Origin of the sequence: Staphylococcus sp. HMSC069D12 (assembly GCF_001810405.1) — a bacterium.
GTDB classification, from domain to species: Bacteria; Bacillota; Bacilli; order Staphylococcales; family Staphylococcaceae; genus Staphylococcus; species Staphylococcus haemolyticus.
In genome coordinates this window covers 22336-38772 of the sequence record NZ_KV801108.1, presented here as the reverse complement: position 1 = coordinate 38772, position 16437 = coordinate 22336, and the positions used below count along the sequence as shown (strand labels likewise).

Here is a 16437-nt window from a genome sequence, read left to right as displayed (position 1 = left end):
TCTCGACTTGAATCCGCCTTCTTCATATTTAAAATAATTAGTATCAGATTAGCTACTTATTTTTGCTTTTTCATTTTTAGTTGTACTTTAAAAACTTTAAACATAAACTTAGGAATGCTACGCATACGTCCAATACGTTTCCAATCGATTAATAAACGATATACCCATTCGATATTTAATTTAATAAATAGTTTAGGGGCGCGTTTTTTTGTGCCACTATATATTTCAAATGAGCCGCCCACACCCATCATTACAGCTCTTTTAAAGGTGTGTCGATGTTTTTGAATCCATTCTTCTTGTTTAGGGAAACCCATTCCTACAAATATATAATCAGGATTAAAACGTTTTATGCGCTTGATTACCGTCTCATCATTTAAATCTATATAACCATGATGGTAATCGAATTGCGCCTGAGGGTATTTGTGTTGTAAATTTTTATGTGCTAGTGTGACTACTTCATTTTTGGCACCAAGTAAATATACTTTTTGATAATTTGTATGGGCAATCTTTAAACAATGTTCCATTAATTCAATGCCCGGCACACGTCGTTTCAACGGTGTTCTCAAACGATTTGATGCTTTAATAACACCTGTGCCATCCGGGACAACAAAATCCGCACTATTAATTAACTGTTTATAAGTACTATGCTCTGACGCATAATCAACGATTTCTGGATTAGCTGTCACGATAAACAAATTATCCTCAGTCTCTTGTGAGAAAAATGTTTTGACATGTTCAATCATATCTAACATGGTTACATTATTAAATTTAACACCTAAAATATCCACTTTAGTCGCTGTTGTCTCTTTTTGATCATGCATTTAAGTAATCTCCTTACTGTCTAAACAATTTTCATATGCATATATTATATGAAAATAGAGTCATAATAAATAACTATGTAGCTGCCTACATATATTTTCAAATGATTTATCTTCTTTTTTTAAGTTCTCTCATTAAAAGATACATCTAAAGTCTAAACGCTAAATCATCAAATTTACTTTATAATAAATACTATAATCTTACACTCGACGAGGTCAACTATGGTCTATTTAGAAAACTTTTTTACTACAACTATTAATTTAAATATATATTTAATCTGTATTATAGCAATTATCTATATTATGATTCATCAAAATAGACATCGTCAATTCAATCAATATTTAGATGTTTATTTAAATTATATTCCTGTACTTACACATGAATTCGGTCATGTATTATTCAATAAAATCAGTGGTGGACGTGCAAAAGATTTAGTCATCATCACACGACCTTCGGAACGACTTCAAACGATGCAACAAGGCTATGCCATTACCCAATCCAAGGGGCTCATTGGACAATTCATTACTACTCTAGGTGGCTATATTATGCCTCCATTAATGCTTTTAATTGGTCTAAGTGCTGCGTATTATGGTCACCCTAGTTTGTTCTTAAGCGCTTATATCATCATTTTCATTTATTTTTTAATGCTTACATCACGCAAACTATCACCTATCATTGTACTAATTATATTTATTGCACTTCTATACTTCTTAGTACAACATGATAATCAATTATTATTTTATTATCTAGTCACATTTATTTATCACCTTATACTAGGTGTCTTATTAGGTGAAGTTTTACAATCAAGTTGGACGATATTCAAACTGACTTTTCAGCGACCAATTCCAAGTTGGGATGGACGCACATTGACAGAACTTACACGCATACCAACTTCCTTATTCAGTACATTATGGATAGCGATTAACATATTATCGATATACTTAATGCTTATCTTTACAATTTAATAAATTCATTCAAAAAATCTCCAATAAAAAGGTATTATTGAACCTTTTATTGGAGATTTTATTATCTGATTTAAACATGCTCTGCGAAAATATTCATTGCATTATCATAACTTAGTATCGTTACAATATCATTTCGTTTCACAATCATTACTTTATTTGTTTCATCTTTAGTTACGATTTCAACATCATTTCCAATTGAAATATTTTTGCTAGAAAGGTATACTAAAATTTCGGTCTTATCACGCACTCGCTTAATCGTCACTTTATCACCAGGTTCAAATTCTAATAAAGATACCGTGAATTTCTCTTCAAAATGCTGATTTCTAGGGATAATACCACCGTGTGGACATGTTTCAGGATAATCAAGTATCTTATCCAAGCGTTCTACAAATAAATCTGAAATGCGATGTTCCAAGATTTCCGCTTCTTGATGGACTTCTTCCCAATTATATTGTAAAACTTCTATTAAAAATAACTCCAACAGGCGGTGACGCTTAATGATATCCAACGTATGTTTCAAGCCTTCATCTGAGAGTTTCACACCTTTATAGTGTTTCGTTTCAACATAACCAGCCTTTTCCAAGCGTCCAACCATTTCACTAACTGAAGGAGGTTTTATATTTAAGTACTGAGATAACTTTTTATTTGAGACAAAGGATGTATCCCCATCATTGGCTAATATTGCTTTTAGATAATCCTCTTTTTCTTCAGTTAACATCATTTCACCTCACCCATACATTCACTTTATTGTATCATGAATTGATAACGAATGTTATTCACCTTATTTAAACAAACCGTACCTTAATAAAAAAAGTGAGGCTAGGATAGAATTCCATTTGAATTCATTATCCCGACCACACTCTATTATATCTTCAATCATATTTATTAAGTTAGTCAGTTAAGCTATCAACGATAACCATTTCATCATAGTTTATCGCTTCTCTTAATTTCAATGCCGTACTTTCAGTAATCTCTCCATCGTCAGTTAAACTAGATAAAACACGGCGTTGTTCTCTTAAAGCATTTAATTTTATCTTCGTAATTGAATCTTCGGCACGCGTATTAAAGAAATTAGATGGCGATAAGTTATCTATTCTCATAAGATAACCGTCACAAATCATACCAACTTCTAATTTGTTATCTTCATTCGCTTCATCTACAAGACGACTAACAACATTATAATGAACAATCTTATTGATTTTAGAAAGTTCCATTAAGTTATCAGTAACACTTAATGATGATGCCGCATTGGTACGTGTACGTATACGACGTTTTAATAGTACAGCTCTCGCACCAACAATCATACGACGTATCAATGACGCTTGACGATACACTTGTGTACGTTCTGCATAACGCATGTAGTTTTCTAATACACTCGCAGTTATTTCACCATCATCGGCAAGTCGTTCTAACGTTTTCGTTTCAACCTTAAAAGCTAAACTCTGTAATCTTTCGAGTTCTTTTGAGTTCTCATCATCCTTTTCAACAGATTTCAAGAACGTTAATTTATCGTGATATTCTTTAATAACATTACCATAACGATAACTTGTTTCAAATGATGAATGATGATTCAAGTAATCTATGACATGTTCAAGAATATATATTCTAGCTTCTTTAAAATTCATACTTCCAATCTTAGCCTCAGGTGCACTAGATGTTACAAACGGCAATACAACTTGTGCAATCACAAGACTTATAATAACCATACCTGATGAAATAAATAGTAAATCATTACGATATGTAAACGCATGATGATCTGCTAAAAAGTATGGTAATGTTAATGCGATTGCTAACGAAATAGTTCCGTGCACGCCACATAGTGTCATGATAAGCGCATACATGCTTCGTTTAGGTGGCTTCTCTTTCTTCTTGTCTTCTCCTTCTTCATTCATTAATTTTTGGAAAGGACTGACAGATAAATAGAATAGAGGATAGAGCACATACACCCATATGAATCTAAATAAGTATACCGCTAACGCAACGAGTGCTGTTATCACAACTAAGAACAATAAATTGTGTGGTTCAGTCTTTACAATATTTCCAATTACTTCTGGAACTAAAAATCCTAATATTGAAAAAACAAAACCATTCAATGCATATCCTAAAATGTTCCAAGTGTGATTGTAACTCATTTGAAGTCGAGTACGTGTTTGAGCGATACGATCACGTTCAAAACCATGTACTAAACCTGCTACAACGGCAGCAATAATACCTGACGCATGAAACATTTCAGCAACAAGATAAGTAACAAATGGCGTTAATAGTTGTAAAAAAGTAAACATATTAATGTTTTCTATGCCACGTCTTGTAAGTGTTAAACGGAATCTAACAAGCGCAATACCAATAAGTAAACCAATAATCGCACCACCGATTGACGCGATTAGAAATTGTTGCACCGCTTCAAATAATGAGAATGAACCAGTAATTAAAACACCTACCGCTATTTTGAATGAGATGATACCTGCTGCATCATTAAGTAATGATTCACCTTCAAGGATAGTCATAGCACCTTTAGGTAAAACCTTACCTTTTGTAATAGCTTGCACTGCCACAGCATCAGTTGGACATAATATTGCGGCTACGGCAAAAGCTGCACCAATAGGAAGTGTCGGCCAAATCCAATTAATAAATAGACCTACACCAATAACAGTTGTAATAACGAGTCCTAAAGCCATTAACATCACTGGTTTAATATAACGACGTAAATGAGCTCTCGAAACGTTAACACCTTCCACAAAAAGTAACGGTGCAATCGTTGCTACCATAAAGAGTTCTGAATCGAAGTTAAATTCTACAGGTACCGGCGTTAAAAAGAGGAGCATTCCTAAAGCAATTTGAATGAATGCCAGAGGCACTTTGGGTAAAAAAGTATGAACAAAGGAGCTTACAATAACTACTGCTAGAAATATGAGAATCGTTTCAAATATTTCCAAACTTCCACCCCATTTTATACTTCATATTTAATTGGAGAAATAAGACTTGCCTAATATAAAAATAAGTTTTATGTCTATTTATATCCTGATAAAATACATCTTAAACTCACAATCGGTTAATTATAATTTTACCATTAAAGTTACAATGAATTAACTAACTTGCATTCATTTCTAATCTATTTTAATTAAATTGAAGACACTATAATTCACTTCTAAACCATACATACATTTTTCATTCCCTATTACAATAAAATTCAGTAATGGATTGAAATAGCGGTCCTTCCTCTTCTTTTATAAACGGAAGATTAATTTAGTTGACGTATTTTTAATCTTTACTAAAATTTTAACCGTATAACAATTCTATTTTAAGGAGTTAAAATTATGAATATATTTTCAGAAAAGGAAAAACTCAAATTATTATCAGATATCGTAGAAATTAATTCGGTGAATGATAATGAAATTGAAGTTGCAACTTATTTGAAGGACTTATTTGAAGCGCACCATATTAACGCAGAAATTGATGTTATTGAAGGTAAACGTGCTAACTTAATTGCTACAGTCGGCAGTGGTAGTCCAGTTGTTGCAATTTCAGGTCACATGGATGTTGTATCGGAAGGTGATCAAAACGATTGGGACTATCCACCATTTCAAATGACTGAAAAAGATAATCGATTATTCGGTCGTGGTACCTCAGACATGAAATCTGGACTTATGGCTTTAGCTATTACGATGATTGAGTTGAAAGAGAATGATGCACTACCTCATGGTACGATAAAATTTTTGGCAACTGCCGGCGAAGAAAAGGAACAACTTGGTTCCGCACAATTGTATAAGAAAGGTTATATGAATAATGTTGATGCTTTGATAATTGCCGAACCATCTGAAACGAATATTGTTTTTGCTCATAAAGGATCGATGGATTATAAAATCACTTCTAAAGGAAAGGCCGCACACAGCTCTGTACCTGTCGTAGGATTTAATGCAATTAAAACATTAATTCAATTTATACAAGATATCGATACAGAATATGAACGTATTTCGAAAGAATTAAAAAGCGAAAAGCTAGATTTCTCACATCTTATCAAACACATTCAATCACAATTACAACAAGAAAACAATTTAGATGAAGAAGAAGTTGAACGTGTGATTTCTGGACTTGTTATTAGCAATACTATTTTACATGGTGGGAACCAAGTCAATTCAGTTCCTGATACTGCAACTGCTGAATTTAATATTAGAACAATTCCAGAATATGATAACGAAAAAGTTAAATCACTATTCAAAACGTATTTAGAAGAAGTTAATAAGCAAGGCGGACAGTTAGAAGAAGATTTATACTTAGATTTAGATCCAGTATTAACAACTGGAGATAATCAATTAATTAAGATTGGGCAACGCGTAGCTAAACAAATATTTGGAGAGGATATTGTCGCATCACCAACCGTTGGTGTAACAGATGCTTCCAATTTATTGCGCGATAAAGATGAACACTTTTCTTTCCTAATGTTTGGACCAGGAACAGTACCTCATCAAATAAATGAATATGTCGAAAAAGAGAAATATCTTCGTTTTATCGATTACTATAAGGAATTGCTTATAACTTATTTAAAGAAATATAAGTAACTAGCGATCATCTTAAACTAATATTTATACTGAGAAAACTTTATATTTAAACGTGTATGTTATCCTTTAGTTGAGTCTTACATTCATAGGAGGATATCATGAAAATTTCATGGATTTTTTGGTGGATAATAAGTGCGTTTGAAGTTTTAAGTTTTTTAGGATTTGCATTTTTACTTTGGCAACGATCTGCAGATGCAGCAGGTGTTATACAAACTACCGAAGTCAAATGGATTAATATTGCTGTATTGGGATTAGCATATCTAATTCCATTCTTGATACAAATCGTATGGCTAATTGTTAATCTCATTTATTCAAAACGCAAACAAGCAACAATTTAGATTATTTACTAAGTTAACGCAAATTAAGTAGATGTGAGGGATTAAGGCAATGAATCTAAACATTCTGTCCAACTCCCTCTTCTTTTTTATTTAATCAACCTTGTTCTGAACCCTCTTCTTTTTACATTTTCCCTTTTATATTTTAAATTGTTTCACTAATTTTTTTTATGAATTTACTTAAATCATTAGAAATAGGGTATGATTCAACAAATAATATAAAAATACAACTGTCTACTTTTAATATACTTATTACCTTAAATAAGGGGTGTAAAGAATGTATGTTCCTAAATATTATGAAATGAAGGATTTCAAACAAATTAAGCACTTTATGATAGAACATAATTTCATTACCATTATCACTACTGACAATTCTGTACCAATAGCCACGCATTTACCTGTTATCGTCGAGGAACACGATAATCATTTATATGTGTCTGGGCACTTTTCTAAGAAAAATAAGCAATGGACATCGATTAAAAATAATGAAGATATACTTATGATATTTCACGGTCCGCACGCTTATATTTCATCTACTTGGTATGAAACAGAGGATGTACCAACATGGGATTATCAAATTGTACATACTTATGGCTGTGGTGAGCTATTAGATGAGGAAACGCTTATCACTGATTTATCCAAGTTGCTGTATAAATATGAACAACATCGTTATAATGGCGCAACATGGAATAATATTTCTGACCAAACAAAGCAACAAATCCACGGCATTGTTGGTTTTAAAGTTAAAATTAACAAAATTGAAGCTTCATACAAATTGAGTCAAAATCGCCCTCAAAAAGACAGGGAGAATATTACAAGACACCTTTCAGATAGTAGTAACACGATGCATAATAGTTTAGCTAAAGAAATAGATACGAATTAGAATCAAATTCATGTCATATTATATAGAAGTCCTTTATGATGAATAAATTTAAATTTGTTCTTCTTATATGCTCTTTTTTACTAATGATTGCAACCTTGTTCTTTTGGACATTATTTCTGCCACCATTGTCTGAACTTGAAGGCGAGAATGCATTGGCATAAATGGTTGTGTTTGTCCCATCTATAATTGCGTACCCAATTTTATTTCCGATTATATGGCTTTTAGAAATCTTTTATCTTTTTACAACGAAACACTGGTCTTATATGGACTTATTATTTTTATTACTTAGTTTAGTAACGCCAATCTTATTATTGGTTATTCATTTTATAATCGCTACATTACCCATACCTTTCCTACTTCTTTACATTTATTTAAGTATATTGACCGTGTTAATGACACTGGTCTCTTATATAAATTTTAAAAAATGAGATTGAGCATTTCAAAGTAGTAGTCTTAACTATTACTCATTCATGTTCAATCTCATTCATTGATTTAATCAATCTTTAGTTTCTCTTCTAGCTTCTGATAAACTTTCGATTTTTTCTTCTTGCTGTTTTTCTTTTTCTTTCTGTCGCTGCTTCTGAACATCGTAATAAATTTTTTCACGACGCTCTTCTCGAATTCGAGCTCGATTTTTAAGTTCTTCTGTAGAATTGTATTCTTTAGAACTTAATAAAATGGAAGATCGACTTAGTGCATCATCTTTGCGATACATGTATGCACCTGTACGATATGCTGCTCTGGCAACTAAATGCATACCTACCGGTGATGTTAAATTAATAAAAACAATTGATAATAATAATCTAACACTAAAGAAGCTTTGTTCATTCGTAAAGTAAATTAATACACCCACTAATGTTAGTAAGACAGATAGCGTAGAACTCTTGGTAGATGCATGACTTCGTAAAAAGACATCTTGAAATTTTACAATTCCAATTGCACTAATGACGGCAATGATACTGCCTAGAAATATGAGGAAAGCGGCAATCAAATCAATGATTTCGTTTATTTGTGCCATTGAATACTCGACCTCCCCCTATAAATCTAGAAATAGATACAGAACTTACAAATGAAATAATTGCAACAAGCATTATGGAATCAAGGAACGAAACAGTATTATAAATAACACTAACTATACCTATAATGCACATGATGACAGCACTGGAAGCATCGAATGCCACAACCCTATCAGCTGTAGTAGGTCCTTTGATTAAACGGAATAATCCAATTATGAACGCTATGCCAAATAATACTAATGCACTTGTAATAAAAAAATTCGTGAGCGTTTCAATCATTGTGACACCTCCGTAATCAAGTTTTCATATTGTTTTATGCTTTTAAGCAGACTTTCTTTTTCTTTTTCTGAAACCTCTATACTGTGTATAAAGAATTTATTGGTAGTCTTCGAAATACGAATAACTGTTGAACCAGGCGTAATAATGATTAGAATAGTTAAAAACGTAATTGCCCAATCATTTTTTAAATTCGTTTCATATGTTAATAACCCAGGATTCATATGTCTCGTTTTAAATAGAATATAATTAATAATACTAATACTAGAAGTAATTAATTGGTATAAATACACACCTAAGAACTTAATAGCAATCCATATCTTCTTAGGATAAAAAGCTTGTCCAAAGAAACGATGTAATATATAAATTACGATTAAACCAATGATGAAGCCAGATACGAAGGTAGAGAATTGAAATGAGTCTTCATCTTGAAACAGTACCCATAAAAATGCGATTAATATGTTCAATACAACTTGTCTCATTTATTTCCCTCCTTCAAATGTGAATTGACAATGCTATGGAAATAATTATCATCCATATTCAATTTTGTTGCATTTTCAGTAGCATTCATCACAACTGGCGCTGCAATACCCATTGCAAGTACGACTGCGACTAAAATACCCAGAATCGTTTTACGGTGCTTAGGTAGTGGATTGAAATCAACCTGTTCACCATCATTGTCTCCAAAGTACATAATAAATAAAATTCTAAACAGACTATACATTGCTAATAGACTTGTGATAATCATTAACGCTAAGCCAATGTAGTTACCATTTTCAATCGCACCTTGGAAGATGAGTACTTTTCCTGGGAAACCACTAAATGGCGGTACGCCTCCAATCGCAAATATCATAACAACAAATGCAACACCAAAGAATGGTTCTTTCTTAGCTAATCCACATAAATATTTATATTCGCGATAACCAGACATATAAACTAAACTACCTATAATAAAGAACAACATTGTCTTCACAATAATGTCATTCGCTAGATAGAAGATAGCACCATGTACACCTGCAAAGGTATTGGAACCTAGACCTAAAATGACAAAACCTATCGATAATATAACTTGATATGAAGCCACTTTCTTAATATCACGATATGCAATAACACCGAAAGCGCCTATAAGCATTGTGATACATGACATAAATACTAACAATGGATGTGTCACACCCGTATGTTGATCAAATAGAAGTGTAAAGAAACGAATGAGTGCATATGCTCCTACCTTCGTCATTAACGCTGCAAATAAAGCGGCAAGTTCAGTGTTAAGCACTGCATAAGCTTTAGGCAACCACATAAATAGTACTAAGGCAGCTTTCGAACCAAAGGCCACTATAAATACAATTGAAATAATAATAATCGCTTTATTATCATGGATTTGATCTAAACGTAAAGCAACTTGTGAGAAGTTTAATGTTCCAACCATCTTGTATAATAAACCAATACCTAGCAAGAATAACCATGATCCTACGATATTCAGTACAACATAAATAATGGCTGCTCTTAATTGTTCGACAGATTGTCCTAACGTTACTAATACAAATGAAGCTAGTAACATGATTTCAAACATAACATACAGGTTAAATAAATCAGATGTTAAGAAAGAGCCAATAACGCCTGTTGTTAAGAATAAGATGAAAGTAGGCAAGTAGTATCGATTTACACGATCTTCCCCACGACCAAATCCGTATGACATAATGAGTGTCACAACAAATGACGCCACTGTAACCATAACTAAACTCAGTGAATCACCTAAGAATTGGATACCATAAGGTGCTGCCCAACCACCAAAATCAAGCGTAATGGGTTTATGTTGTAAGACGTATATCAATAAACATAATGAAATAATTGTATTAACAGACATTGTTCCAATATACAAAATTTTAGACAACCTGTTCTTTTCTTTAGTAAAAACAAGGACTAATGCACATAACAATGGTAATAGGATTGGAAGGACTAATAAATTACTGTTCATTTTCATCCTCCTCTCCTCTTAATACATCAATATTTGCTTCTTTAGTAACACGGTATGTTCGATAAACTAATACTAGTAAGAAGGCAGTCATTGCAAACCCGATAACGATCGCAGTTAAAACAATAGCCTGCAATAATGGATCCACATAATTAGTATTAGAACCGTGAATTAAAGGTTCCGTCATCTTATTACTATAATGACCCATACTCATAATAATTAGATTTCCCGCATGCGTATAAATCGAAATACCTATAACAATTCGAATTAAGTTGAGTGATAGTATCATGTACGTTCCTATAAACACTAAAAATCCTATCACAAGTAATAATATTAAATTCATGATTTACCACCACTCAAGGCCAACATAATTGTTACGATGACGCCGACAACCGTTAACAATATCCCTAATTCAAACAATGTAATTGTCGTTACATGTAATTCACCTAATAATGGAAAATGGATGTATGCTTCACTTTGGTATAGGAACGATTTACCAAAGAAAACCGGAATGATTGCAGTAAGTGCTGAGATTATGGCACCAACAATCATTAACTTTTTAAAATCAATAGGTAAACTTTCTAATACTTCATGTACATCAAAAGCTAGAAACATTAGGATAAAGGCCGAACTAAAGATAAGACCACCTATAAAACCGCCACCAGGATTGTTATGTCCCGCAAAGAAAACATAAAAGCCGAATGTTAATAAAATAAATACGACGATTTTAGTAACGGTTCTTAACACAACATCATTTTCTTTCATCTTGGCCCCTCCTATCTTTGTAATGTAATAATGTATAAATACCTAAACCGGCAATAATTAAGACGATACCTTCAAACATTGTATCTAAGGCTCTGAAATCTCCTAAAATAGCATTTACAATGTTTTTACCACCAGTCAATTCATAGGCATTCGTATAATATTTAGAAATTGACTCTAGACCATCACCTTGTTGCGCAATAAATATGAGCGTTACTACGGCTCCAGCCATAATAAATGATACGATAATTTTGATTGCTTCTTTTTTCATATTCGCTGTTGTACGAGCGATATTTGGCAATCTAGAGAAACTTACAATAAAGAGAATGGTCGTAATTGTTTCTACTACTAATTGAGTTAACGCTAAATCTGGTGCTCTCATTAATAAGAAGAATAATGCAACACTGTAACCAATAATTCCATTTAAAATGACCATTGTTAAACGTTGTCGAATAAACACTAACGCTATACCGACAACACTAATCATAATGCCTAAAATAACTTCCAATGGACCAAATTCTGAAACTTCTATTTGATGTAACTTTGGCAAACCTACTTGGAATATGCCATATGCAATTAATATAGAGAAAATAAGAACCGTTATAATATTATAATGGTTTAATCTGTTATTCATTAAACCTCGAATCATTTGACCTGAATAACGTTCAAATCCTCGATACACGTTGCGATAAGAATTTGTAATAGAAGCATATTTAATGACTTGATGCGTAATAGCTTTCCAGTTTACTTTTAACGCTACAATGAGACCAACTATAATAACAATCACACTAAAAATGAGTGGCAAATTAACACCATGCCATTGAGAAACATGCGGTGCTATTGCATCTACGCTACTACCCAAATTGGTAACATTTCGTAGTGCCGGCAATACTAAGTGCTCAGTGAAAAGGTTGGGAATAAAGAAAATTATTGGTATCATAACCATTAAAATTATTGCAGGTAAACTGAACAACCAAGGTTCATGAATATGTTTCTTTGGCACTTTCTTTTCATCAAATTCTCCCCAATAAGTTTCTTTAAGCATGTAAACTGCATACACAAAAGTAAAGATACTTGCTATAACACCAATAGCTACAACAATAATCGTTAACGTTAAACCAAATTGTTGAAGTTTGATTGCGCTAACTAAAGAATCGAAGAACATCTCTTTACTTAAGAAACCATTTAACAACGGCACACCTGCCATTGATAACGCAGCAAGTGTCATAACTAAATTCATTTTCGGGAAGAATTTACGCATTCCACTTAGTCGGCGAATATCTCTCGTACCAGCTTCATGATCAATGATTCCGACACCCATAAATAGAGCACATTTAAATATTGCGTGATTCATTAAATGGAATAAACCGGCGAATAAAATTAATGTATACGTCTCTGACATTGGACCTGATGAATGTTGCGCAACACCTCCACCTAGACCAACCATCGACATAATCATTCCTAATTGGCTAATTGTTGAATACGCTAAGATACCTTTTAAATCATATTGTCTTAAGGCCGTTACAGAGCCAAATATCATTGTAATCAAACCTACAAAAGTAACAATATAAATATAACTATCACTTAAACCTAAGATAGGCGTGAATTTAAATAGTAAAAAGATACCAGCTTTAACCATAGTAGCTGAGTGTAAATAGGCACTTACAGGGGTGGGTGCAGCCATGGCTTTAGGTAGCCAAATATGGAGTGGAAATTGAGCTGATTTCGTAAATGCACCTATTAACAACATTATCATCATTGGTATAAATAGAGCATGTTTACTAATGCTATGACTTTGAGTAAGTAATTCTGAAATCGTATTTGTACCAGTAATGATATACAACATAATGAATCCTGTTAATAAGGCTAAACCACCTAAAACAGTGATAATAAATGATTGAATGGCGCCTAATTGACTTTCGGCATTGCTATACCAGTATGAAATTAATAAGAATGACGATACACTTGTTAATTCCCAGAAAACATACATTAAGATAGTATTATTTGAGACTACAATACCCAACATACTAAACATGAATAATAATAAATATAAGAAGAAACGCGGTAAGTTATCTCTATTAACAGATAAATACTGAGTAGCATAAAAGAATACTGCCACCCCTATAATGGAGATAATTAATCCAAACATTAATCCTAGACCATCTAATCGAAAATCTAGATTAACATCAATAGCGGGCATCCATGGAATTTTAAATTCTACAAATTTTCCATGTAGAACATTAGGAATTTGGGCTAAGAAATATCCCGAAGCTAAAATAGGTGCTAACAAAGCAATATATCCAGCGAACCGTCTCAATGGCTTAATAAACAACGTCATTAAGACGATTAACATAATAACTATTAGTCCACCTAGTAAATATACTAAGCTCATCAAAAGCCTCCTTTTCAGTAAAAATCAATTATAAATTTAAAGCGATAATTGTATGAAGTTCATCATCGGCAGACAACCCGATAAATTTCACCGTTTCTTGAGTTGTCTGATGACCTAAATATTTTTGTATGATTGCAATAGAAATACCTGATTGATAAGCATGATAAGCAAATGTTTTTCGCAAAGTGGTCAATCCAATATGACACAAGCCTAACTCTTCAGCGGCATGATGAATGATTCGGTAAGCTTGTTGTCTAGATAACTCTTTATGTGTTCTTATCGATTGGAATAATAAATGATCATCCATAAGCTTATTATATTCAATAAATCTTCTAACCTCTTCACGTAAATCGTTTGGTAACAAGATTTTGATTGCGGGCGCACATGACTCAATCCAAGATGATTTTATTTCATCTTGATCAATCATTTTGACGTCTTTCACTTTTAGATTTAATAAATCTGTTAAACGTATACCCGTATGTATAGCTAATTTAAATAAAAGATAATCTCTATCAGATTTCTTTTTTAATACATCATACATCTTTTTTATATCATCTTTATTTCTGATCGGTTCAACTTGATTCATTTATCCACCTCATAAAAGTTTCTTATTTAATGATAAACCATATTTTAGTAACATTAAATGTTTTTGCTCAAATTTCTTTAAATAAATGTGTCCCTTTTTTGAATGGATTTCGATATATAGAGTGAAAGGAGGTGACAAACATATGAATGAAATTTCACAATTATCTGTTGTTTGCACGCATATCACTCACGACGCAAGTGGTAAAGCGAAAGAAACAAAACGTCGTTTTACTAACTTAAACACTAAAGCCACAGATTCAGAAATCAGATCATTCGTCAATATCATTGCACATCTGATTAATGAAACATTCGATAAAGTTGAGGTGGTTAAAACACAAGTTTTATCCTAATTTAACTTAAAAATTAAGAAAGGAGGTATTCTACATGTCAAAGACTTTAGAACTTGCTTTTAAAACAAATTTAAATAAAACTGCTAAATTGCAATTCCCACAAGTTAACGTTGCTGTATCTGAGGCTGATGCTAAAGCCGCTATGGATAATATTATTAAACTTAATATTCTACAACCTACAGTTGGCACACCTATTAAAGCCACTTCTGCTAAATTAATAGACGTTACGAGTACTACTCTATTTGAAACTAAATAACACATTCTGATGTTTCAATGAGTGTGAGACAAAAAAATGTTTCATGACTACTGCGTATATTCGTAATAGATGACTAAACTGACAAGACGCTTAAATCAAGCTTTTCTCACTTCTAGTCAACCTTGCGAAGCTAGGATGAAGAATTCGAAAAGAATTCTGTCCTAGCTTCTTTTTTTATAATTAATACTTCAATAATTTATATTCTGAGCCCACCATTAGTAAAACGCGTTGATATTCGTATTTTGAAATTGGAAACTAAAATGCGTATAATAATGATGGTTTAGTTATGAAAGAAAATATAGGGGGTCTATCGTGGCATTTTTATTTATACTCGGTATTGTGGCTGGTATGATGGTCCCAATCCAAACCTCAATCAATTCTCGCCTAGGACGATATACAGAATCATCTTTTTATGCATCTACCATTTCATTTTTCGTAGGTACACTATTTTTATTTATTTTAAATATGATTTTTAATCCTAAATTATTTGACGCTTCATTTTATAGTGGACATACAATTGACTATCATTGGTGGGTTGGTGGTCTACTAGGTGTTTGTTTCTTAACAGGAAACTTATTATTACTGCCTCGTTTAGGCGCAGCGTTAACTGTTGTCATGACAGTAGCTGGTCAAATCATCATGGGGGTCTTCATAGATACTTTCGGACTACTTGGCGCAAGCAATCATTCATTTACTTTCCTAAAAGCAGTAGGCATCATAATCCTATTCTTCGGTATCCTATTAATGAACTATATACCTAAAAATAAACTCCAAGAAAAAACAAATCATATGTTTTATGTTTGGCTTATCATCGGCTTTATATTTGGGTTTGCGCCACCATTACAAACTACAATTAACAGTGGTCTAGCTCAGCAAATGCATAATTCGCTATTTGCCGCACTCGTATCTTTCACTGTTGGTACATTAGCATTATTCATTTTAACGTTAATATTTAACAGAAGTCTTAAAATTAAAATCACACGCCCTGATATCGGTAAAATCAAGCCAATACATTTTATTGGTGGTGTTCTAGGCGTTGTATTTGTCACATCAAATATAATTCTGATGCCGTTTTTAGGTGCAGCACTGACAACTATCGTCGCAATGTTAGGTCAAATGTTAATGGGCGTTATCATTGATCATTTCGGTTTAGGCGTTCGCAAGAATCCAATAACACTTCGCAAGTTTAGTGGGCTAATTGCCATAGCTATAGGAATTATTTTGTTACGCCTCTTTTAGTTTTTACAACACTATATTAATATCTTTA

18 protein-coding genes are annotated in these 16437 nt (G+C 32.6%); 7 read left to right on the top strand and 11 right to left on the bottom strand.

Features of this window, described 5'->3' with window-relative positions; all coding sequences use genetic code 11:
• Window positions 1-56: 56 nt before the first annotated feature.
• A complete protein-coding gene (tarA, locus tag HMPREF2737_RS05960) occupies window positions 57-821 on the bottom strand; it encodes an N-acetylglucosaminyldiphosphoundecaprenol N-acetyl-beta-D-mannosaminyltransferase TarA (RefSeq protein ID WP_033080081.1) in 765 nt (254 codons plus the stop codon).
• 219 nt (window positions 822-1040) lie between these two features.
• On the opposite strand from tarA, the gene HMPREF2737_RS05955 reads away from it, so the two are divergent.
• Entirely contained in the window at window positions 1041-1784 is a 744-nt protein-coding gene (locus tag HMPREF2737_RS05955) for a M50 family metallopeptidase (protein WP_037548268.1), read from the top strand.
• Window positions 1785-1854: 70 nt separating this feature from the next.
• On the opposite strand, the gene HMPREF2737_RS05950 is transcribed toward HMPREF2737_RS05955, so the two are convergent.
• Window positions 1855-2502, bottom strand: coding sequence for a metal-dependent transcriptional regulator (locus tag HMPREF2737_RS05950; RefSeq protein ID WP_037548263.1), 648 nt, complete (start codon window positions 2500-2502; stop codon window positions 1855-1857).
• Window positions 2503-2674: 172 nt separating this feature from the next.
• Window positions 2675-4717, bottom strand: a complete 2043-nt coding sequence (locus HMPREF2737_RS05945; RefSeq protein ID WP_037548259.1) for a cation:proton antiporter — start codon at window positions 4715-4717, stop codon at window positions 2675-2677.
• 381 nt (window positions 4718-5098) lie between these two features.
• Between HMPREF2737_RS05945 and HMPREF2737_RS05940 the strand changes: the two genes are divergently transcribed.
• From HMPREF2737_RS05940 to HMPREF2737_RS05930, 3 genes are all read left to right on the top strand, one after another.
• Window positions 5099-6340, top strand: coding sequence for an ArgE/DapE family deacylase (locus HMPREF2737_RS05940; protein WP_037548256.1), 1242 nt, complete (start codon window positions 5099-5101; stop codon window positions 6338-6340).
• A 98-nt stretch (window positions 6341-6438) separates the two neighbouring features.
• Window positions 6439-6678, top strand: a complete 240-nt coding sequence (locus HMPREF2737_RS05935) for a DUF3923 family protein (protein WP_037548251.1) — start codon at window positions 6439-6441, stop codon at window positions 6676-6678.
• Window positions 6679-6952: 274 nt separating this feature from the next.
• Window positions 6953-7558 (top strand): FMN-binding negative transcriptional regulator, encoded by a 606-nt coding sequence (locus tag HMPREF2737_RS05930; RefSeq protein ID WP_037548249.1) that lies wholly within the window; start codon window positions 6953-6955, stop codon window positions 7556-7558.
• Between the two features lie 496 nt (window positions 7559-8054).
• Here HMPREF2737_RS05930 and HMPREF2737_RS05925 read toward each other — a convergent pair whose 3' ends face one another.
• Genes HMPREF2737_RS05925 through HMPREF2737_RS05890 form a run of 8 tightly spaced genes read right to left on the bottom strand, consistent with a single transcriptional unit; the run spans window position 8055 to window position 14565 of the window.
• Complete coding sequence (locus HMPREF2737_RS05925; protein ID WP_037548247.1) at window positions 8055-8576, bottom strand: Na+/H+ antiporter subunit G; 522 nt, start codon at window positions 8574-8576, stop codon at window positions 8055-8057.
• Window positions 8551-8853 (bottom strand): Na+/H+ antiporter Mnh2 subunit F, encoded by a 303-nt coding sequence (gene mnhF2 / locus HMPREF2737_RS05920; RefSeq protein ID WP_011276529.1) that lies wholly within the window; start codon window positions 8851-8853, stop codon window positions 8551-8553. Before mnhF2 ends, HMPREF2737_RS05925 begins: the two co-directional genes overlap by 26 nt.
• A complete protein-coding gene (mnhE2, locus tag HMPREF2737_RS05915) occupies window positions 8850-9332 on the bottom strand; it encodes a Na+/H+ antiporter Mnh2 subunit E (protein ID WP_037548244.1) in 483 nt (160 codons plus the stop codon). The genes mnhF2 and mnhE2 overlap by 4 nt, the downstream gene beginning before the upstream one ends.
• The gene (gene mnhD2 / locus HMPREF2737_RS05910) at window positions 9329-10828 is read right to left on the bottom strand and encodes a Na+/H+ antiporter Mnh2 subunit D (RefSeq protein ID WP_037548242.1); all 1500 of its coding nucleotides are present in this window, start codon (window positions 10826-10828) and stop codon (window positions 9329-9331) included. Before mnhD2 ends, mnhE2 begins: the two co-directional genes overlap by 4 nt.
• Complete coding sequence (mnhC2, locus tag HMPREF2737_RS05905) at window positions 10818-11168, bottom strand: Na+/H+ antiporter Mnh2 subunit C (protein ID WP_011276532.1); 351 nt, start codon at window positions 11166-11168, stop codon at window positions 10818-10820. The genes mnhD2 and mnhC2 overlap by 11 nt, the downstream gene beginning before the upstream one ends.
• Window positions 11165-11590, bottom strand: a complete 426-nt coding sequence (gene mnhB2, locus HMPREF2737_RS05900) for a Na+/H+ antiporter Mnh2 subunit B (protein ID WP_037548239.1) — start codon at window positions 11588-11590, stop codon at window positions 11165-11167. Before mnhB2 ends, mnhC2 begins: the two co-directional genes overlap by 4 nt.
• Window positions 11577-13979, bottom strand: coding sequence for a DUF4040 family protein (locus HMPREF2737_RS05895; protein WP_037548237.1), 2403 nt, complete (start codon window positions 13977-13979; stop codon window positions 11577-11579). Before HMPREF2737_RS05895 ends, mnhB2 begins: the two co-directional genes overlap by 14 nt.
• Window positions 13980-14007: 28 nt before the next feature.
• On the bottom strand, window positions 14008-14565 hold the full coding sequence (locus HMPREF2737_RS05890) for a tyrosine-type recombinase/integrase (protein WP_011276535.1): 558 nt from the start codon (window positions 14563-14565) through the stop codon (window positions 14008-14010).
• A gap of 142 nt (window positions 14566-14707) precedes the next feature.
• Here HMPREF2737_RS05890 and HMPREF2737_RS05885 point away from each other — a divergent pair, with 142 nt between their 5' ends.
• The 3 genes from HMPREF2737_RS05885 (at window position 14708) to HMPREF2737_RS05875 (ending at window position 16409) form a co-directional block, all read left to right on the top strand.
• Window positions 14708-14914 carry a sigS mRNA-stabilizing protein SroA gene (locus tag HMPREF2737_RS05885; protein WP_037548235.1) on the top strand — a complete coding sequence of 69 codons (207 nt, stop codon included), beginning with the start codon at window positions 14708-14710 and terminating at the stop codon, window positions 14912-14914.
• A gap of 34 nt (window positions 14915-14948) precedes the next feature.
• Complete coding sequence (locus HMPREF2737_RS05880) at window positions 14949-15170, top strand: DUF2922 domain-containing protein (RefSeq protein ID WP_037548232.1); 222 nt, start codon at window positions 14949-14951, stop codon at window positions 15168-15170.
• 312 nt (window positions 15171-15482) lie between these two features.
• The gene (locus HMPREF2737_RS05875; protein WP_037548229.1) at window positions 15483-16409 is read left to right on the top strand and encodes a DMT family transporter; all 927 of its coding nucleotides are present in this window, start codon (window positions 15483-15485) and stop codon (window positions 16407-16409) included.
• The last annotated feature ends 28 nt before the right edge of the window (window positions 16410-16437 follow it).